At 71.5% G+C, this 19,674-nt stretch carries 15 protein-coding genes and 2 tRNA genes; 8 read left to right on the forward strand and 9 right to left on the reverse strand.

Annotated elements, in window-relative coordinates; translation table 11 throughout:
- Nucleotides 1-24: 24 nt before the first annotated feature.
- From HNQ58_RS06510 to dtd, 4 genes are all read right to left on the reverse strand, one after another.
- Nucleotides 25-97 (reverse strand) — tRNA-Ile (locus HNQ58_RS06510).
- Nucleotides 98-217: 120 nt separating this feature from the next.
- Nucleotides 218-289, reverse strand: a tRNA-Thr gene (locus HNQ58_RS06515).
- Nucleotides 290-387: 98 nt separating this feature from the next.
- Nucleotides 388-2,238 carry an RNA polymerase sigma factor RpoD gene (gene rpoD, locus HNQ58_RS06520; protein WP_183948104.1) on the reverse strand — a complete coding sequence of 617 codons (1,851 nt, stop codon included), beginning with the start codon at nucleotides 2,236-2,238 and terminating at the stop codon, nucleotides 388-390.
- Between the two features lie 111 nt (nucleotides 2,239-2,349).
- The gene (gene dtd, locus HNQ58_RS06525) at nucleotides 2,350-2,787 is read right to left on the reverse strand and encodes a D-aminoacyl-tRNA deacylase (RefSeq protein WP_183948105.1); all 438 of its coding nucleotides are present in this window, start codon (nucleotides 2,785-2,787) and stop codon (nucleotides 2,350-2,352) included.
- Between the two features lie 160 nt (nucleotides 2,788-2,947).
- Between dtd and HNQ58_RS06530 the strand changes: the two genes are divergently transcribed.
- Genes HNQ58_RS06530 through xerC form a run of 7 tightly spaced genes read left to right on the forward strand, consistent with a single transcriptional unit; the run spans nucleotide 2,948 to nucleotide 8,445 of the window.
- Entirely contained in the window at nucleotides 2,948-3,895 is a 948-nt protein-coding gene (locus HNQ58_RS06530) for a lauroyl acyltransferase (protein ID WP_183948106.1), read from the forward strand.
- Nucleotides 3,879-4,394 (forward strand): PH domain-containing protein, encoded by a 516-nt coding sequence (locus HNQ58_RS06535; RefSeq protein WP_183948107.1) that lies wholly within the window; start codon nucleotides 3,879-3,881, stop codon nucleotides 4,392-4,394. The genes HNQ58_RS06530 and HNQ58_RS06535 overlap by 17 nt, the downstream gene beginning before the upstream one ends.
- Entirely contained in the window at nucleotides 4,378-5,877 is a 1,500-nt protein-coding gene (locus HNQ58_RS06540; RefSeq protein ID WP_183948108.1) for a PH domain-containing protein, read from the forward strand. Before HNQ58_RS06535 ends, HNQ58_RS06540 begins: the two co-directional genes overlap by 17 nt.
- Nucleotides 5,878-5,899: 22 nt before the next feature.
- On the forward strand, nucleotides 5,900-6,016 hold the full coding sequence (gene lptM, locus HNQ58_RS06545; protein ID WP_183948109.1) for an LPS translocon maturation chaperone LptM: 117 nt from the start codon (nucleotides 5,900-5,902) through the stop codon (nucleotides 6,014-6,016).
- A complete protein-coding gene (gene dapF, locus HNQ58_RS06550; RefSeq protein ID WP_183948110.1) occupies nucleotides 6,013-6,861 on the forward strand; it encodes a diaminopimelate epimerase in 849 nt (282 codons plus the stop codon). The genes lptM and dapF overlap by 4 nt, the downstream gene beginning before the upstream one ends.
- A 5-nt stretch (nucleotides 6,862-6,866) precedes the next feature.
- A complete protein-coding gene (locus tag HNQ58_RS06555) occupies nucleotides 6,867-7,544 on the forward strand; it encodes a DUF484 family protein (RefSeq protein ID WP_183948157.1) in 678 nt (225 codons plus the stop codon).
- 1 nt (nucleotide 7,545) lies between these two features.
- Nucleotides 7,546-8,445 (forward strand): tyrosine recombinase XerC, encoded by a 900-nt coding sequence (xerC, locus tag HNQ58_RS06560; protein ID WP_183948111.1) that lies wholly within the window; start codon nucleotides 7,546-7,548, stop codon nucleotides 8,443-8,445.
- Nucleotides 8,446-8,463: 18 nt separating this feature from the next.
- Here xerC and HNQ58_RS06565 read toward each other — a convergent pair whose 3' ends face one another.
- Nucleotides 8,464-9,177 carry a pirin family protein gene (locus HNQ58_RS06565; RefSeq protein WP_183948112.1) on the reverse strand — a complete coding sequence of 238 codons (714 nt, stop codon included), beginning with the start codon at nucleotides 9,175-9,177 and terminating at the stop codon, nucleotides 8,464-8,466.
- A complete protein-coding gene (locus HNQ58_RS06570; RefSeq protein ID WP_183948113.1) occupies nucleotides 9,174-9,749 on the reverse strand; it encodes a YceI family protein in 576 nt (191 codons plus the stop codon). The genes HNQ58_RS06565 and HNQ58_RS06570 overlap by 4 nt, the downstream gene beginning before the upstream one ends.
- Before the next feature lie 180 nt (nucleotides 9,750-9,929).
- Between HNQ58_RS06570 and HNQ58_RS06575 the strand changes: the two genes are divergently transcribed.
- A complete protein-coding gene (locus HNQ58_RS06575; RefSeq protein ID WP_183948114.1) occupies nucleotides 9,930-10,901 on the forward strand; it encodes a mitochondrial fission ELM1 family protein in 972 nt (323 codons plus the stop codon).
- A 38-nt stretch (nucleotides 10,902-10,939) separates the two neighbouring features.
- Here the strand turns inward: HNQ58_RS06575 and glnE are convergent, their stop codons facing one another.
- The 3 genes from glnE to HNQ58_RS06590 form a co-directional block, all read right to left on the reverse strand.
- Nucleotides 10,940-13,750, reverse strand: a complete 2,811-nt coding sequence (gene glnE / locus HNQ58_RS06580; protein WP_183948115.1) for a bifunctional [glutamate--ammonia ligase]-adenylyl-L-tyrosine phosphorylase/[glutamate--ammonia-ligase] adenylyltransferase — start codon at nucleotides 13,748-13,750, stop codon at nucleotides 10,940-10,942.
- 109 nt (nucleotides 13,751-13,859) lie between these two features.
- A complete protein-coding gene (locus tag HNQ58_RS13540) occupies nucleotides 13,860-16,460 on the reverse strand; it encodes a S8 family serine peptidase (protein WP_183948116.1) in 2,601 nt (866 codons plus the stop codon).
- Between the two features lie 280 nt (nucleotides 16,461-16,740).
- Complete coding sequence (locus tag HNQ58_RS06590; RefSeq protein ID WP_183948117.1) at nucleotides 16,741-19,407, reverse strand: sensor domain-containing protein; 2,667 nt, start codon at nucleotides 19,405-19,407, stop codon at nucleotides 16,741-16,743.
- Nucleotides 19,408-19,674: the final 267 nt, after the last annotated feature.

Consider the following 19,674-nt stretch of genomic DNA (forward strand, 5'->3'; position numbering starts at 1 on the left):
AACGCATCTCGCGAAAGCCCCGGCTCGCCCCACCAGGATTCGAACCTGGAACCAAGGGATTATGAGTCCCCTGCTCTGACCGTTGAGCTATAGGCCCCCGTGCCCTGCATTGTCGCCCGGGAACACCGTCCATGGTGCGTGCTGCCCGCCCGGCCTTCCCTGGCCGGGCGCTCGCCGGCGCGAGATGCGCTTCAACGCATCTCGCGAAAGCCCCGGCTCGCCCCACCAGGATTCGAACCTGGAACCAAGGGATCACGAGTCCCTGCGCTGACCGTTGGACCATGGGTCCGGCGGGCGGTGATTCGGACGGTGATTATCGTCTGTCGCCGCCGGATACACGAAGCCCCGCCGGAGCGGGGCTTCGTCTCAGGCTGCCGCGGGGGCGGCTCAGTCGAGGTCGAGGAACGAGCGCAGCTGCTCGGAGCGGCTCGGATGGCGCAGCTTGCGCAGCGCCTTGGCCTCTATCTGGCGGATGCGCTCGCGGGTGACGTCGAACTGCTTGCCGACCTCCTCCAGGGTGTGGTCGGTGTTCATGTCGATGCCGAAACGCATGCGCAGCACCTTGGCCTCGCGCGGGGTCAGGCCGGCGAGCACCTCGCGCACAGTCTCCATCAGGCCGATGTTGGTGGCTGTCTCGATCGGCGACTCGACGTTGGTGTCCTCGATGAAGTCGCCCAGGTGCGAGTCCTCGTCGTCGCCGATCGGGGTCTCCATGGAGATCGGCTCCTTGGCGATCTTGAGCACCTTGCGGATCTTGTCCTCGGGCATGTCCATCTCCTTGGCCAGCTCCTCGGGCGTCGGCTCGCGGCCGAACTGCTGGAGCATCTGGCGGGAGATGCGGTTGAGCTTGTTGATCGTCTCGATCATGTGCACCGGAATGCGGATGGTGCGCGCCTGGTCGGCGATCGAGCGGGTGATGGCCTGGCGGATCCACCAGGTCGCATAGGTGGAGAACTTGTAGCCGCGGCGGTACTCGAACTTGTCCACCGCCTTCATCAGGCCGATGTTGCCTTCCTGGATCAGGTCGAGGAACTGCAGGCCGCGGTTGGTGTATTTCTTGGCGATGGAGATCACCAGGCGCAGGTTGGCCTCGACCATCTCCTTCTTGGCCTTGCGCGCCTTGGCCTCGCCGTAGGCCATGGCGCGGTTGATCTCCTTGATGTCGGGCAGGGTCAGGTACAGCGCCTGCTCGATGCCGATGAGTTTCTCCTGCTCGGCGATGATCTCGTCGCGGAACTCGCGGATGCCCGAGGACCACTTCTGCTTGCGACGGATGACCTCGTCGGCCCACTTGGTGTTGGTCTCGTTGCCCGGCCAGGCGCGCAGGAAGTCCTTGCGTGGCATCTTGGCGTACTTGGTGCACAGCTCCAGGATGCGGCGCTCGTGCTCCTTGATGGCGTTGACCACGTCGCGCAGCTTGCGCACGAAGTTGTCCATCAGCGGCATCGGCAGCTTCAGGGTGAGGAACTGGGCCGCCATCTCCTCGCGCAGCTTGACCACCTTCTTGTCGCTCGGGCCGTACTTGGCGTGCGCCTTCTGGAACTTGCCGTAAAGGGTGCGCAGGCTGTCCATCCGGCGCGCGACCTCGGCCGGGTCCGGGCCGGTATCGGCCGGAGCGCTGTCCTCGTCGTCGCCGGCAGCCTCCTCGTCGTCCTCGTCGATGTCGGCGTCCGCCTCCACCTCGGCCTCGGCCAGTTCCGGCGCCGGCTCCTCGATGTCGAGAAAACCGGTGACGACCTCGTTCAGGCGCTTCTTGCCCTCGGTGTGCTGTTCGTATTCCTCCAGCAGCAGCTGGATCGACCACGGGAAGCTGGCCAGCGAGGCGTGGACCTGGTTGAGCCCCTCCTCGATGCGCTTGGCGATGGCGATCTCGCCCTCGCGGGTGAGCAGCTCGACCGTGCCCATCTCGCGCATGTACATGCGCACCGGGTCGGTGGTGCGGCCGCCCTCGGCATCGAGTGCGGACAGCGCGGCGGCAGCCTCCTCGGCGGCGGTGTCGTCGGCGTCGCGGCTGCTGGAGCTGTCCGACAGCAACAGCGTCTCGGCATCGGGCGCCACCTCGTGCACCTCGATGCCCATGCTGTTGATCATGCCGATGATGTCTTCGATCTGCTCGGGATCGACGACGTCGTCCGGCAGGTGGTCGTTGACTTCGGCGTAGGTCAGGTAGCCCTGTTCGAGACCCTTGCTGATGAGCTGCTTGATCTCGGACTGCTGCTCCGGGGATGCGTTGGCCATATGGGGTGCGGATCCGGGTCGCCGGGAAAGAAAATGGAACGTTTCAGTGTACTGGAATCCCGATGGCGCTGCCAAACGACTGACGCCAAAGGGTTTTCTCGCGCGGCCGAGTCATGCCCGCAACCAGAAGGTCACCGGACCGTCGTTGACCAGCGCCACCTCCATATGGGCGCCGAAGCGGCCGATTTCCACTCGCGGGTGGCGCGCGCGGCAGATTTCCACCAGCCGGTTGAACCAGCGTTCACCCTCGGCCGGGGCGGCCGCGGAGGTGAAGCTGGGACGCATGCCCCTGGTGGTGTCGGCGGCCAGGGTGAACTGGCTGACCAGCAGCAGGCCGCCGCCGGTGTCGGCGAGCGCGCGGTTCATCTTCCCGGCCGCGTCGGGGAACACCCGATAACCGAGCAGGCGCTCGGCCATCCGCTGCGCCTGCGCCTCGCCGTCGCCGGGCTCGACCGCCACCAGGGCGAGCAGGCCGGGCCCGATCGCTCCCACCGTCTCGCCGTCGACGCGGACGCTGGCCTGGGTGACGCGCTGGATGAGGCTGATCATGGGGCGGAAAACCGGGAGTTGGAAATCGGAAATCGGCGCGGGTGGCGGGAGGGTAACGGGCCTGCGGCGGGGCGCAAAGCGTGAGGTCCGTGCGGAGCGGGGCATCCTGGCGCGTTTGCGATTCCCCATTCTCCAGGCCCGCCCGGCTAGACTCCCATCCATGACCCCGTCGCAATTCCCGGGCCATCTGGCCTATGTCCTGTGCTGGCTGGTCGGCCGGCTGCCGTTGCCCGTGCTGCACCGCCTCGGCGACCTGTGGGCGGTGCTGGCGGCGCGGCGCGGCTGGCGCGAGGCCAAGGTCGCGCGGCGCAACATCGAGCTGTTGCACCCGGAGCTCGACCCGGCCGGACGCGACTCGCGCGTGGCGGCGATCCTGCGCGGCACCGGCCGGCAGATTTTCGAGACCCTGCGCTTCTGGACCCACCCGGCCCGCCACAACCTGCGTCTGGTGCGCAGCGTGACCGGGGATGGGCACTTCGCCGCCGCGCTTGCCGCCGGGCGCGGGCTGATCATCGCCGCGCCGCACTTCGGCAACTGGGAACTGCTCAACCAGTACCTGGCCTCGCGCACACCGATCTCGATCGTCTACCGCCCACCGGACTCGGCCGCGGGCGATGCGTTTGTGCAGCTGGCGCGGCGCCAGCCGGGCGTCACCCAGGTGCGCGCCGAGAGTGCCGGCGTACGCCAGCTGTTCCGCACCCTCAAGGAAGGCGGCGCGGTCGGCATCCTGCCCGACCAGCAGCCCAAGGCCGGCGAAGGCGAGTTCGCGCCGTTCTTCGGCCTGCCGGCGCTGACCATGACCCTGCTGCCGCGGCTGGCCGCACGCAGCGGCGCGCCGGTGCTGTTCGCGTGGGCCGAGCGCCTGGCCGACGGCCGCTTCGACATTCATTTCCAGCCGGCGCCGGCCGCCGTGGCGGACACCGATCCCGCCGTCGCCACCGCCGCCCTCAACGTCGCGGTCGAAGGCATCGCCCGCCGCGACCCCACGCAGTACCAGTGGACCTACAAGCGCTTCAGCCTGCAGCCGCCCGACAGCCCGCTCGGGGGCAATCCGTACTGGCCCGACTGCTACTCCGCCCGAGCGATCCGCAATGCACGAAACGACTGAAGCCACCCCGACCAGCCGGCCCACGCCCGACTGGGAGGCGCTGCCACCACCGGCGCGCTGGGCCTTCCGGCTCGGCCTGGCCGGCTGGGCCGCGCTGCCGCTGATCGCCGCCGTCGTCACCGGCCTGGTGCTGCGCCTGCGCGGCGAGTGGCTGCCGCCGGCCCTGCTGGCCGCCGGATTGCTGATGCTGGCGCATGCCTGGGTCTACGGCGGCCTCAGCCATCGCCGCACCCGTTACCGGCTCGACGACGACGGCCTGCGCATCCGCCGTGGCGTCTGCTGGCAGGGCGAGACGCTGGTACCGCGCTCGCGCGTGCAGCATCTGGACCTCGAACGCGGCCCGTTGGAACGCCGGCTCGGCCTGGCCACGCTGGTGCTGCACACCGCCGGCACCCGGATGAGCGCGGTGCGGCTGCCCGGGCTCGACGCCGCCCGCGCCCGCGCGCTGCGCGACGCCCTGGTCGACCGCGAGGCCGGCGCCGATGACGACGCGCTCTGAGGGTCTGCCCGGCGACGAGCGCCGGCTGCATCCGCTGTCCTGGCTGTTCGTGCTGCTGGCCAGCCTGCGCGAGTTCGCCGTGCCGCTGATCGCGGTGCTGTTCCTCGGCCGGCGCGGCAACGACACCTGGGAACTGTTCGGCCTGATCGGCGTGCTCGCGCTGACCTTGCACGCCGTGGTGCAGTACTTCACCTACCGCTTCCGCATCGACCGCGACGCGCTGGTGATCCGCAGCGGCGTGCTGCAGCGCAAGCTGCGGCACGTTCCGTTCCGCCGCATCCACGACGTCACCCTGCACCGCAACCCGCTGCACCGGCTGTTCGGCGTGGCCGAGGTGCGGCTGGAATCGGCCGGCGGCCACGCGCCGGAGGCGCGCATGCGCGTGCTGCGCCTGGACGATGCCCAGGCGCTGGAGGCGCTGCTGCGCCGCCGCGCCCGCGAGGCGGCCGGCGAAGCCGACACCGCGGCGGCGCCCCCGGAGAGCGAGCTGCTGCTGGCACTGCCCACGGCCGAGGTGATCAAGCTCGGGCTGATCTCCAACCGCGGCATGATCCTGCTCGCCGCCGGCTTCGGCGCTTTCGCGCAGTCCGGCTCGTCGCTGTTCGGCGACCTGGCCCACGCGGTCGTGCGGCCGGTCTTCGACTGGGCCAACGGTGCCGCGCTGGGGCCGCTGCCCTGGATCCTCGGCGGGCTGACGCTGTTCCTCGCCTTCGCGCTGCTGCTGCGGGCGCTGTCGGTGGCGCTGGCGCTGCTGCAGTTCCACGGTTTCGTCCTGCGCGACCTCGGTGGCCGGCTGCAGGTCGACGGCGGCCTGCTGACGCGGGTGCGGGCCAATGCGCCGCCGCACCGCATCCAGGCGTTCTGCCTGCGCGAAAGCCTGCTGCATCGCTGGTTCGGGCGGCGCAGCCTGCGGGTGGACACCGCCGTGGTCGACACCGGCAACGGCGGCCGTTCGCTGCGCGAGCTGGCGCCGATCGCCACGCCCGCGGTCGCCGACGCGCTGATCCGGCGCCTGCTGCCGCGGGCCGGCTGGCCCGACCTGCCCTGGCGGCCGCTGCATCCGCGCGCCTGGCGGCGCATGTTCACCGCACCGGCGCTGCTCACCGGGCTGGCGACGTTCGCCGCGACCTTGCGCTTCGGCGCCGACGGCCTGTGGCTGCTCCTGCTGCTGCCGTGGTGGTGGTTGCGCGCGCGCAAACTGGCCGCCTGCGCACGTTACGCCGTCGACGAGGCGCTGGTCGCCGTGCATACCGGCTGGCTCGACCGCCGCTGGCGTTTCGCCGAGGTCGGCAAGCTGCAGGCGCTGCGCTTGACCCGCTCGCCGTTCGACCGTCGTCACGGCATGGCCACGCTGTGGTTCGACACCGCCGGCGCCCACCCGACCGACCCGCCGCTGTGCATCCGCTACCTGCCCGAAGACGAGGCACGGCGCATCCTGGCCGAGGTCGGCGCACGCATCGCCGCCAGCCGCCTGCGGTGGTGAACGGCTGGGTATACTCCACGGGATGAAAACCACCTTACGCGCCCTGCTGCTCGCCGCCGTGCTCGTCTCCGTCGCCGCCTGCGGCAACAAGGGACCGCTGGTGCTGCCGAAACCGGACAGCGCCGCGCCGACGCGATGAACGCCGCCGCGTCCCGCCGGCTGCGCTTTTGCAAGATGCACGGCGCCGGCAACGATTTCGTCATCCTCGACCTGCGCGAGGGCGCACCGCCGCCGGACGCTGCGCTGACGCGGACGATGGGCGACCGCCACACCGGCGTCGGCTTCGACCAGCTGATCACCATCGAGCGCAGCGCGCGCCCCGATTGTGTCGCCCGTTACCGGATCTGGAACGCCGACGGCTCGCCGGCGCAGCAGTGCGGCAACGGCGCGCGCTGCGTCGCTGCCTGGCTGGTGCGCGACGGTGCGGCGATGCCGCCGCGCTTCGTGCTCGACAGCCCGGCCGGCGCGATCACCGTCGATGTCCTGCCCGACGGCCGCTACGCGCTGGACATGGGGCGGCCGGTGTTCGCGCCGGCGCGCATCCCGTTCCGCGCCGATGCCGAGGCGGTCGAGTACGCGCTCGACATCGACGGCGAGACCGTGCGCTTCGCCGCGCTGTCGATGGGCAACCCGCATGCGCTGATCGAGGTGGACGACCTCGACGCCGCGCCAGTGCATCGGCTCGGTCCGGCATTGCAGCAGCGACCGGAATTCCCCGAGGGCGTCAACGTCGGTTTCGCCCAGATACTGGCGCCCGACCGCATCCGCTTGCGCGTGTACGAGCGCGGCGCCGGCGAGACCCTGGCCTGCGGCAGCGGCGCCTGCGCGGCGGTGGTCGCGCTGATCCGGCGCGGCCGTCTCGGCCGCCGTGCCCGGGTCGCCCTGCCCGGCGGCATGCTCGACATCGACTGGCCCGCCGACGATGCCCCGGTACGCATGACCGGCCCGGCCGCATTCGTTTTCGAAGGAGAATGGAATCCGTGAGCGATATCGACCGCGACCTGGAAAAACTCAGCGCCCACGAGGTGGCCGCCTGGCTGCGCCGCCACCCACGTTTCCTGGAGCAGTTCACCGACCTGGCGCTGAGCCTGGTGGTGCCGCGCGAGGAGGGCAAGACCACCTCGCTGGCGCATTACCAGCTCGAAGTGCTGCGCGACAAGAACCGCGAACTCAACCGTCGCCTGCACGAGCTGTTCCACAACGCCCAGGAGAACGAGCGCCTCACCGTCCGCACCCACCAGTTGACCCTGGCGCTGATGCGCCAGCGCAGCGCCGCCGACACGCTGCGGGCGATGGTCGCGACGCTGGGCGAGGACTTCCAGGGCGACGCGGTGAGCGTGGTGCTGCATGCACCGGTCGCCGGCCTGGAGGACGCGCCCTGGCTGCAGGTCATCGCCCGCGATGCCGCCGTGCTCGAACCCTTCCGCACCTTCTTCGCCGAGGGCGAGCCGCTGTGCGGCCGGTTGCAGCCGGAGAAGACCGCGCTGCTGTTCGGCGAGCGCCAGGACGAGGTGCAGTCGACCGCGCTGCTGCCACTGGGCATCCGCGGCATGCTCGCGGTCGGCAGCCACGACCCCAACCGCTTCTACCCCGGCATGGGCACGCTGTTCCTGCGGCTGATGTCCGAGGCGCTGCTGGCAGCGCTGGAGCGCTTCGACGGCGAGTGAGATGGGCGCCGACACGCCACTGGCGGCCGCGGTCGAGGCGTTCCTGCGCCACCTCGAAGTCGAGCGACGGATGTCGGCGCACACCGTCGTCAATTACCGCCGCGACCTGGCCGCGCTGGTCGGCTGGATGGACGCCAACCGTCTCGCCCACTGGCGCGAGCTGCGCCCGGATCACCTGCGCGCCTTCGTCGCCAGCGAGCATCGCCGCGGCCTGTCCGGCAAGAGCCTGCAGCGGCGGCTGTCGGCCTGCCGCAGCCTGTTTCGCCATCTGGAGCGCGAGGATCTGATCGACGCCGACCCGGCCACCGGCATCCGCGCGCCCAAGGCGCCGCGCAAGCTGCCGCAGGTGCTCGACGCCGACGAGATGACCCGACTGGTCGAGCTGCCGCCGGAAGGCGCGCTGGGCCTTCGCGACCGCGCCATGCTGGAATTGTTCTATTCCTCCGGCCTGCGCCTGTCCGAGCTGTGCGCACTACGCTGGGACGCGCTCGACCTGGTCGAGGGGCTGGTGCGGGTCACCGGCAAGGGCGGCAAGGTGCGCCTGGTGCCGGTCGGCCGCCATGCCCGCGAGGCGCTGGCGGCCTGGCGGAGCCAATGCGATGCCAGGCCCGATGCGCCAGTGTTCCCCGGCCGCGGCGGCGCGCCGATCTCGCCGCGCGCGGTACAGCTGCGGCTGCGCAAACTGGCCCGGCGGCAGGGCATCTGGAAGCGCGTGCACCCGCACCTGCTGCGGCACAGCTTCGCCAGCCATCTGCTCGAATCCTCCGGCGACTTGCGCGGGGTGCAGGAGCTGCTCGGCCATGCCGACATCGCCACCACCCAGATCTACACCCATCTGGACTTCCAGCATCTGGCCCGCGTGTATGACGCCGCCCATCCGCGCGCGCGCCGCAAACGGTGAGCACCGCCCGCGTCCGGGTCAAGGCAGATCGAACAGCATGACCTCGGCCTCGCCGTGGGCCGCGATCCGAAGCTCGTCCCGACCGCTCACGCCCAGGCCATCGCCCGCGCCCAGGGTCAGGCCACCACACTCGAGCTCGCCGCGTGCCACCTGCAGCCAGGCGCGACGACCGGCCGCCACGGCGTGCTCGACGGCCTGCCCGGCGATCAGGCGCGCCGCGTACAGGCGCGCATCCTGGCGCAATCCGATCGCGCCGACCGCATCGGCCATGGCGCACGGCGCGGCCAGCAGACACCAGCGCCCAGCCAGCGCCTCGGGCGCAAACGCGCGCTGGGCATACCCGGGCGGCGTGTTGGAGCGGTCCGGCTGCAGCCAGATCTGCAGGAAGTGCACCGGCGCGTCGCTCGCCGCGTTGAACTCGCTGTGCTCGATGCCGTGACCGGCGCTCATGCGCTGCAGCTCCCCGGGCCGGATCGATCCGCTGCCGCCGGCATTGTCGCGATGCGCCAGCGTCCCGGACAGCACCCAGGTGAGGATCTCCATGTTGGCGTGACTGTGCGGCGGGAAGCCCGCACCCGGCGCGACGCGGTCCTCGTTGAGCACCCGCAACGGGCCGAAGCCCAGCCACTGCGGGTCGTAGTAATGGCCGAACGAGAACGCATGCCGGCTGTCCAGCCAGTCGGTCCGGGTCCGGCCGCGCGACGCCGCCGGGCGGTGCAGACGGGGGCTCATTCCTGCACGGGGGCCGCTTCGAGGTTGATGCGGATGCCGATGTCGGCGCCGATCGGACCGGCCAGGTAGCCCATGCCCCAGGCGGTGCGATCGAGCCGTCCGGTGGCGGTGAAGCCGGCGTAGGGCGTGCCGCGGAGCGGATGGCTGCCGATCTGGTTGATCTTCACGTCCAGCACCACCGGCAGGGTCCTGCCGAGCATGGTCAGCTCGCCATGGAGCTTGAGTGCGTCCTCACCGACGCGCTCGACGGCGGTACTGACGAAACCCAGCTCGGGATGGTTCTCGACATCGAAGAAATCCGGATTGCGCAGATGGGCGTTGAGGCGGTCGTGGTTCATGTCCACGCTGTCGGCACGGATCGTCGCGCGCACCGAGGAACGGGTGAGATCCTCGCGGTCGAGCATCAGCTCGCCGTCGATCACGCGGAACTGGCCGGTGAGCTCGGTGAAGCCGAGGTGGTCGACGGTGAACAGCACCTGCGTGTGCGCCTTGTCGAAGGCCCAGCGCTCGGCGGCCGGCGACGGCGCGGCCAGGCCCAAGGTGAAGGCGGCGAGGAAAAGACTCCGGAACATGGCGTTCTCCACGGACAAGGACGAGGGGATGGCGGCGCGCGGGCGGAGCGGCGCCCGGGACCGAGCTTGCCGGCCCGCGAGTGAAGCCAGTGTAAGCCTGCTGCCGACGCGGCGCAGCCGGCGGCGCGTCATGCGCTACGCGCGCGACGCCGATGCACCGCCGCAGGCTAGACTCCGCGCATGACGACCTCCTCCGCGCACGCCACCTGGGTCATCAGCGACGGTGCCGCCGGCAACGAGCGGCAGGCGCTGGCGCTGGCCGAAGCGCTCGGCGACGCCGCGCCGCGGGTCTGGCGGCTGCGCACGCGATACCCGTGGCGCTGGCTGGCGCCGCATCGGCTGCCCGGCGCACAGGCTGCCTTCGGCCGCGAGTTCATGCGGGCGCTGGCGGCGCCGCCCGCGCTGGCGATCGGCTGCGGCCGCCAGGCCGCGCTGGCCACGCGCCTGCTGCGCGAGCGCGGCGTGCCGGTGGTGCAGATCCTGAATCCGCGCATCGGCACCGCGCACTGGGACGTGGTGGTGACGCCGACGCACGACGCTCTGACCGCCGCCAATGTGGTCAGACTCAGCGGCAGCCTGCACCCGATCGACGATGCCTGGCTGGCACGCGCGCGGCGCGAGTTCGCGCGGTTCGCCGCCCTGCCGGCGCCGCGCATCGGCCTGCTGCTGGGCGGGCCGGTGCGCGCCGCGCGACTCGACGCGGCCTGGTGGGACGGACTGGCGGAAATGCTGATGCACTGGCTGGAGCGCGACGGCGGCAGCCTGCTGGTCACCGGCTCGCGACGCACGCCGGCGTGGCTGGCCGAGGCGGTGCGCGAACGTTTCGGGCAGGCACCGGGGCTGCACTGGTTCGGCGCCACCGACGGCCCCAATCCCTACCCGGGCATCCTGGCCTGGTCGGACCGGCTGGTGGTGTCGCCCGATTCGGTCAACCTGCTGTCCGAGGCCTGCGCCACCCGTGCGCCGGTGTATGTGCACATGCCTGGGCCGGTGCGCGGCCGGCACGGCGAATTTCTGCACGATCTGGTGGTGCGCGCCCGCATCCGGCCGATGAAGTTCTGCCCCGGCGACTGGCCGGTGACGCCGCTGCGCGAGCTGCCACGGGTGGCCGCCGAGGTGCGGCGCCTGCTGGGACGGAGCAGTCCCCTGTAGAGCATCACGCCGGCTGCGTGGCCGCAAACCGGTCGCCGCTACCGCCTCGCCTGCGTGCGGAAGTCGAGCCCGTGCGCCAGGCAGGCCGCACGGATCGCGGCGCGCGCCTGCGCCAGTTCCGCGTCTTCGCCCACCAGCCGCGGCCGACGATCCAACGTGCAGCCGAGCGCGCGCGCCAACAGTACGTCGCGCGCCGCATGCAGGGCCTCGGCCCGGTCGCGCGTCAGCACACCGGCGTCGCGCAGCGCCTCGATCAGCGCCGGCGTCGCCCGCGGAACGGCCAGCGCCGGATGCGCCACGGCGTGTTCGAGCACGCCGGCCTGCAACAGGAACTCCAGGTCGACCAGCCCGCCCTCGCCCTGCTTGAGGTCGAAACGGGCCGCATCGCTGCGGTCGAGCTCGGCGCGCATGCGCCGGCGCATCGCCACCACGTCCTCGCGCAAGGCCTGCGGATCGCGCTGCGCGCACAGCGATTGCGTGCGCACCTGCTCGAACGCCGCGACGACGCGCTCGCCGCCGGCCACCGCCCGCGCGCGCACCAGCGCCTGACGCTCCCAGGTCCAGGCGCGCTCGCGCTGGTAGGCAGCGAAGCTGGCGACGGTGGACACCAGCAGGCCCTTGGCGCCATCGGGGCGCAGGCGCACGTCGACCTCGTACAGCCGCCCGGCCGGCGAGACGGTGCCGAGGAAGCTCACCAGCTTCTGCGCCAGCTTGGCGTACCAGCGCGCCGCCTCCAGCGGCCGCGCGCCATCGGAGAGCGCGTCCGGCGCGGCGTCGTAGAGAAAGACCAGATCGAGGTCGGAGCCGAAGTTGAGCTCCTCGCCGCCGAAGCTGCCGTAGCCGAGCACGGCGATGCCGGCGTCGGGCACGCGGCCGTGCTGCGCGGCCAGTTCGCGCTCGACCTGCGCCAGCGCCGCGCCAACGATCAGCTCGGCCAGCCAGGCGAGCTGACGCACCGCGTCGCGGGCCGGCTGACGCCCGGACAGCGTGGCCAGTGCAATGCGGAACGATGCCCCCTGGCGGAACTCGTTGAGCGCCAGCAACACGCTCTCGGCGTCCTCGGCATCGGCACGAGCCAGCGCGCGGGCCAGCTCCTCGGTGAGGGAGGCCCGGTCCGGTACCGGGCCGGCGGCGCGCACGTCGAGCAGTTCGTCGAGCAGCAGCGGGTGCTGTTCCAGCCGCTCGGCGAGCAGGGCGCTGCGCGCGGTCACGTCGACCAGCCGCTGCAGCGCGGCCGGCTGCTCCTCCAGCAGTGCGAGGTAGCTGGTGCGACGGGCGATGGCGTGCAGCAGGCCGAGCAGGCGCGGTACCGCCGCGTCCGGCGCATGGCTCTGTGCCGCCGCGGCGAGCAGGGCGGGCAGCACGTGGTCGAGCCGGGCGCGGCCGCGCGCCGAGAGCGCGCGCAGCGCCGGGCTGCGGGCGAAGTCGCGCAACACGGCATCGATGCCGGCGACGTCGCCGAAGCCGCTCTCGCCGAGCACGCCGGGCTCGCCGCCGTCGGGCAGCGCGCGCCAGTAGGTCGCCAGGGCGCTGGTCTGCGCTGCGCGCCGGCGCGGCGCCAGCAGACGGTCGAACTCCTCCGACACCGCCGTGCGGTGGGCCGCGAGTTCGGCGTACAGCGCCTCCCAGTCGGCGAAGCCCAGCGTCACCGACAGCCGCGCACGGGTCAGCGGATCGTCCGGCAAGGTGTGGACCTGCTGATCGGCAAGCATCTGCAGGCGGTTCTCCAGCCGGCGCAGGAAACGGTAGGCGACGGCCAGCCGTTCGCCGGTCGCGTCGTCGAGGTGACCGGCCTGCACCAGCGCGGCGAGCGCGCGCAGCAGATTGCGCTGCCGCAGTTCCGGCTCGCGGCCACCGCGGATCAGCTGCAGCGCCTGGGCGAGGAACTCGATTTCGCGGATGCCGCCGGGGCCAAGCTTGACGTGCTCGGCCAGTTCGCGGCGCGCGACCTCGGCGGCGATCAGCGCCTTCATCTCGCGCAGGCCGTCGAGCGCGGTGTAGTCGAGGTAGCGGCGGTAGACGAACGGCCGCAGCGTGTCGAGCAACGCCTCGCCGGCGGCGCGGTCGCCGGCCACCGGGCGCGCCTTGATCCAGGCGTAGCGCTCCCAGTCGCGGCCCTCGCGCTGGAAGTACTGCTCCATCGCCGAAAAGCTCAGCGCCAGCCGGCCGCTGGCGCCGAACGGCCGCAGCCGCATGTCGACGCGGTGGCAGAAGCCCTCGGCGGTGACCTCGTCGAGCAGCTGGATCAGTCGCTGGCCGAAGCGGGCGAACCAGGTTTCGGCATCGAGCGGGCGCGCTCCGTCGCTCTGCCCGCCCTCGGGATAGGCGAACACCAGGTCGATGTCGGAGGAGAAATTCAACTCGCCGCCGCCGAGCTTGCCCAGGCCGAACACCACCAGCCGCTGCGCCGTGCCGGCGGCGTCGCGTACCCATCCGTGGCGCTGGACGAACTGCGTTTCCAGCGCCGTCAGCGCGGTGTCGAGGCAGGCTTCGGCCAGCCGCGAACTGCCGGCCAGCGTGGCTTCGACATCGTCGAGTCCGTTGACATCGCGCCACACCAGCCGCAACGACTGGCGGCGGCGATAGCGACGCAACCGCGCGGGCCATTGCGGCTCGTCCTCGGCCGCGAGCCGTGGCGGCGCGATGTCCGCCTCGATGCCGTCGAGCCAGTCCGGCATGCGCTGCAAGGCGTCGAAGGCGAAGTCGCTGGCGAGCAGCAGGCGTTCGATGCCGGGGCGTCGTGCAGGGTCGGCGATCGCGGCAGCCAGGCCGGGGTCGGCCTCGGCCAGGCGCTCCAGCCGCGGAGCGAGGAAGTCGGCCAGCGCGGGCGGCAGCGTCGGTGTGGGCATCGGCGGATTCTGTCACAGCCGCGTGGGTGTCCTCGCGCTGGCGGCCGAAAGCGACAGGCCCGGCATTGCGCCGGGCCTGTCGGGTTGCCTCACGCCCGTGCTGCGGCCATCACGGCCGTGCGATGGTGATCACCGGCGAGGTCCAGGTTTCCCAGTGCGCCGGGTCGCTGTCGTCGCCAAGCGCCTTGAGCACCGACAGCGTGACCACGTACTGGCCGTTGGGCACGGTGTAGGTCTTCCTGCCGGCGACGGTGGTGCCGTCCCAGCCGAAAGCGAAGAAGCCGGTCGCGGTGCTGTTGCGGGCCACGTGCTCCAGGTCGAGCGCGCGGTGCCAGCTCTTGCCGGTGACCGCGTCCCTGACCTCGAAGCGGACGCGGCGGGCGCCATGGTCGAAATGCACCGCGAAGTACGGGATGTTCATCGGATCGGTCATTGAGTAGGTCTCGCCGGCCGGACGGTTCGCATAGCTGGTTTCGCCCGTCCGGCGCGCCAGCCACGGGAAGCCGTTGGCGGTCGGCGTGAGCACCTGGCGCGCCTGGTAATCGCCGACGTAGCCGGCGAAGGGCACCTGCACCGCCTGGCCGCCGTCGTCCGGCGTCAGCACGATGTAACCGCCGTAGATGCCGCCGGCCGGCACGCTGGTCGGTGCGGTGACGGTGACGTCCAGCGAGGCCGCACCGCCGGCCGGCACGCTGACCGTGGCGGCGCCGAAGCTCACCTGCGCATTGGAGGCGAAATACGTCAGCGAGAAGCTGCTCGGGCCGGTGGCGATCGCATTGACGAAGCTCGGCGTGTAGGTCACCGCGTGCCCGGCCTTGTTGGAGATCCGCAGCGTGCGCACGGCCGGCCCGTGCTCGCTCTCGCCGAGCGAGAGCTTGGCCGGCTCGACCCGTGTGGTGGCCAGCACCGACTTGTCGACCCGCACCATGCCGGCGCCCTGGCGATGCGCCATGTCCAGGAAGCCCAGGCCCGGATTGCCCGACCATGGCTTGGGCTCGGCGCTGTTCTGCAGGACCGCCGCCATCGCCTGCGCGGGCGTGCGCGGTGCGGCCTGCAGCACCAGCGCGGCGGCGCCGGCCACGTGCGGCGACGACATCGAGGTGCCGCTCAGGCTGGCGTAACCGCCGAACTCCAGCGGATAGGGGGCGTAGATGTTCCCGCCGGGGCCGCCGATGTCCGGCTTGAGCACCAGCTCGTAGGTCAGGCCGTGCGAACTCGATGCCGAGATCAGGCCGCCGCCGGGATTGGGGAAGGACGCGCCGGTGCGCCAGGTCAGCGTGACCGGACCGGCCGCCAGGCGGGTGTCGATCAGGTTGCCGTCGGCCTGGGTGATGGCGCCGACCGGGATGGTGATGGCCGGCTCACCAGCCACCGTCGGGCTGAAGCTGCCGGCGACGTTGTTGTACAGGATCACACCGGCGGCGCCGGCGTTCTGCGCGTTGAGCGCCTTGATGTGGAAGCTGCAGGTGCCGCGGCGGATCAGCGCGACCTTGCCGGTGAGACTGTCGGCCGGCAAGGCGCTGCAGGCGTCGGCCGTCGACGTCTGCGTGCCGGTGCGCGCCATCTCCACGCTGCCGCTGGTCGGCGCGGCCGGCGCGCCGGTGGCGCGGTTGTAGCCGATCAGGCGGTCGTCGGGCGAGATCGAGAACGCCGGCAGGAAGGCGTGGGTGTTGAGGTAGTTGGCGACGCCGATCACCTTGTCGCCCACCCCCGGCGCCCCGGCCGCGTACAGACCGCTGGTGCCGCTGTTGCCGATCGAGGCGACCACGACCACGCCCTTGTTCACCAGCCGGGTGGCGGCCTGGGCGGTCGGGTATTGCGGCCAGGCCTGGAACGCGGCGCCGATGCTCATGTTGAGCACATGCATGCCGTCCGCCAGCGCACGCTCCATCGCCGCCACCATGATGTCGGCCGAGGTCGAGCCCGTGCAGCCGAACACACGGTAGGCGCCGAGCCGGGCCTTGGGCGCGACGCCCTTGACCGTGCCGTCGGCCGCGACGATGCCGGCGACATGGGTCCCGTGGCCGTTGCAGTCGTCGGGACGGCCGCCGGGCACCGGCGCCACCGGGCCGGAGGGGCCGGTGTAGGCGTCGCCGACGAAGTCGTAGCCGGCGACGATCTTGGCGTTCGGGAACGGGGTGTCGTTGGCGCCCGGCACGCCGTTGCCGCCGAAATCGGGATGGTCGATGTCGATGCCGGTATCCATGATCGCGACGCGGATGCCGCTGCCGTCCAGGCCGAGCTCGGACTGGGCGATGTCGGCGCCGGTCATGGCCAGCGCGGTGTACATGTCCGCCACCGCCTCGCGGGTGACCTCCGGACGCTGGAAGGTTTCGACCGGATAGACCGCGCGCACGCCCGGCAGGCGCTGCAGGGCGGCCAACTGCGAGACGTCGGCGTGAACCGAGAACCCGTTGAACAGCGTGTCGTAGGCGAAGCGTTCGCTGTAGCGCACGCCGGCGCTGCGGGCCGCGGCGCGGAAGCTGGCCTTCTCGGCCTGCAGGGCGCGGGCATTGCCGCCATCGGCGATCGGCGCACCACCGAGTTCGATGAACCACAGGGCCGGCGTTTCGTCGACCGCCGTGCCTTCAACGATCGAGTCCTGCGGCAGCAGCGGCTGGACCGGCTGGTACGCCCCGCCGGCATGCAGTCCCCCGGCGAGACACAGGCTCGCCCATGCCGCCGCAGCGGCGAGTTTCGTCTTTTTCACGTGAACCCCCTTGATAGCGATGGTTGTCCGGCAGGCCCGATTGTGTGATCTGCATCACAAATCGCACTGCGGTTGATAGCAGAGCCCGGGCAGACTGGCTTGCTGCGATGCAGCGCCACGCAGGAAATGTGTGCAAGCGATTGATCGGCCGGCATCTCCCGATCCGCCCCTGGCTGCGGACCGGGGCCCGGAGTGCGGCTTCAAACGCACGTTTGCGCGATCCACGGCGTCGCTCGCGGTCCCGCAGCGGGAGCGCCGCAATCGCTCGCCCGGCCGGCCGCTACTGGACGCGCGCCTTCTGCGCCAGCACCCGCTCGGCGAACAGCCGCGGCGGCAGCGGCGGGCTGCGCAGGAAGCCCTGGTAGGCGGTGCAGCCGTGGGCGCGCAGCCAGTCGAGCTGGGCCTCGGTCTCCACGCCCTCGGCGACCACGCTCAGACCGAGGTCGCGGGCCAGATTGATCACCGCGCGGGTGATCATGGCCGGGTGACGCTCACGGTCGGCCGCCTGGACGAAGCTGCGGTCGATCTTGAGCACGTGCAGCGGCAACTGGCTGAGATAGGCCAGTGAGGAGTAGCCGGTGCCGAAATCGTCCACCGCGACCCGCACGCCGAGCTCGCCGAGCCGGTGCAGCATCGGCAGCACGTCCTCGACCCGCTCCATCAGCGTGCTCTCGGTGATCTCCACGCACAGCCCGTCGGCTGGCAGGCCGCTGGCCTGCAGGGCGCGCTCGGCCAGCGCGGCGACATCGGCACGCAGCAGCTGTACCGCCGAGAGGTTCACCAGCACCGGAATCGGCGGATAGCCGGCTTTTCGCCAGGCCATCGCCTGACGGCAGGCCGCCAGCATCACCCACTCGCCGATCGGCAGGATCAGGCCGCTGTGTTCGGCCACGGCGAGGAACTCGCCGGGCGGAATCAGGCCGCGGACAGGATCGCGCCAGCGCAGCAGCGCCTCGGCGCCGTAGAGGGCGTCGTCGGTCAGGGCGTACACCGGCTGGAAGTGCAGCTCGAACTCCTCGCGTTCCAGCGCGCGCCGCAGGCCGGCCTCCAGCGACAGGCGTCGCACCGCGTCGGCGTTCATCGCCGGCGTGAAGAAGCAGAAGTTGTCGCGGCCGAGCGCCTTGGCGGCGTACATGGCGGTGTCGGCGTTGCGGATCAGCGTCTCGGCGTCCTCGCCGTCCTGCGGAAAGCAGCCGATGCCCAGGCTGGTGGTCACGCTCAGCTCGAAGTTATCGAGCGTGATCGGGGCCCGCAGTTCGGCCAGCACGCGGGCGGCGATCCCGGCGATGTGCGTGGGGTCGGTCACGCCCGGCAGCAGCACCACGAACTCGTCGCCGCCCAGTCGCGAGATCGTGTCCTGCTCGCGCAAGGCCTGGACCAGCCGCCTGGACACCTCGCGCAACAGGGCGTCGCCCTGGGTGTGGCCGAGCGAGTCGTTGACCTGCTTGAAGTTGTCCAGGTCGAGGAACAGCAGGGCGAAGCCGGTGCCGCTGCGCCGCGCCTCGACCAGGCAGCGGTCGATGCGGTCGGAGAACAGGGTGCGGTTGGGCAGGCCGGTCAGCGGGTCGAAGAACGCCAGCTCCTGGATGCGCTGCTCCTGCCGGCGCCGCTCGGTGACGTCCAGCGCGGTGCCGATGATGCGCAACGCGCGGCCACGCGCGTCCCGCTGCACCAGCGAGGACTCGTGGAAGATCCGCTCCTCGCCGTCGGGCCGGCACAGGCGGTACTCGAACTGCACCCATTCGCCGGCGCGCACGGCATTGCCGATCGCTTCGCTGACCTTCCCGCGATCTTCCGGGTGCACCAGATCGAGGAAATTCTCCAGCGAGGGCTGCCAGTGCGCCGGGTCGACACCGAACAGGGTGTAGAGCTGCTCGGACCACCAGACCGTGCCGTCGGCGGACCATTCCCAGCTGCCCACACCGGCCGCGCGCTGTGCCAGGCGCAGGCGCAGCTCGCTCTGGCGCAGCGCTTGCAGGTCACGCAGGCGCTCGCGGGTGAGCATCGCCTGCGCGGCGATCTGCGCCAGCGCACGGGCGAAGGACAGCTCTTCCGGGCTCCAATGGCGCGCGCGTCCGACCTGCTCGAAGCAGATCACGCCGACCAGCTCGCCGGCCAGGATCACCGGCACGTCGAGCAGCGCGCGCACTCCCGAGGGACGCAGGAAATGCTCGGTCAGCTCACGGGTACGCGGATCGCGCAGGGCATCGCCGGCGTCGATGACCTCGCCGCGGCGCAGGCATTGGAAGTAGGTCGGGAAATCGTCGATCCACAGCGGCTCGGCCGGGGAATCGACCGGCCCCATCGTGCGTGCGACCGAGTGCGGGCGGATGCGGCGGCCTTCGTCCTCGACCAGCCAGAGGCTGGCACTGCTGACCTCGAGCAGGGCGCGGGCACCCTCCAGCAGCCATTCGCAGACCGTTTCCAGGTCGCCCGAGGCCACGCCCGGATGCACCGCCAGCTCGGCCAGCAGGCGCGATTCGCGCTCGCGCCGCTCGATGGCGCGCTGCTGCGCGACCTCGGCGCGGCGCGTCTCGCTGATGTCGCGGGCCAGCACCAGCGCCACGCCGTCATTGCCGTAGCGGGCGGCGGAGGCGATCACCTCAACCTGGATGTGGTCGCCGCCGTGGGTGCGGAAGCGTCGTTCCTCGCGCAGCACCTCGCCCGAACGCAGCACCGACCAGAAGCGGTGACGCATCGCCTCGTCGATGTCCGGATCGATGTCGCCGGCATGCAGCGCCAGCAGCTCTTCGCGGCGGTAGCCGAGGCGACGGCAGGCCACCTCGTTGGCATCGCGGATCGACTGGTCCGCCGCCGCCACCACCAGCAGCATCAGCCCGGCGCCCTCGACCGCGGCGCGGGTGCTGTCGAGCTCGTGGGTCAGGTCCTGGAGACGGCGCGCCGGATCGGCGGAGGAAGGCAGGGCGGGGGTCCGGGTCGGCGGCATGACCGTCGTATCGGCCGCCCGGCGCGAAACTGTAGCCCCGACCGCATCGGCGATCCGGCCCCGGAAAAGACAAGCCCGCATCGGTTCGCACCGGATGCGGGCCTGGCTCCCTCCCCCCATGTCGGGAGCCCTGAGCCTAACGATCTGGGTGGGAAGGTCACGCTGCAGTGCAAAACTGCACTTGAAAGGACAGTATTGCCGTGTCTGCCGCGTGCGCATCGAGGCGGGGCCGGGACCACCCCCTCCCCGACTCGATGTCCCGGCCGG

The organism is Rehaibacterium terrae, from assembly GCF_014202935.1.
GTDB classification, from domain to species: domain Bacteria; phylum Pseudomonadota; class Gammaproteobacteria; order Xanthomonadales; family Xanthomonadaceae; genus Rehaibacterium; species Rehaibacterium terrae.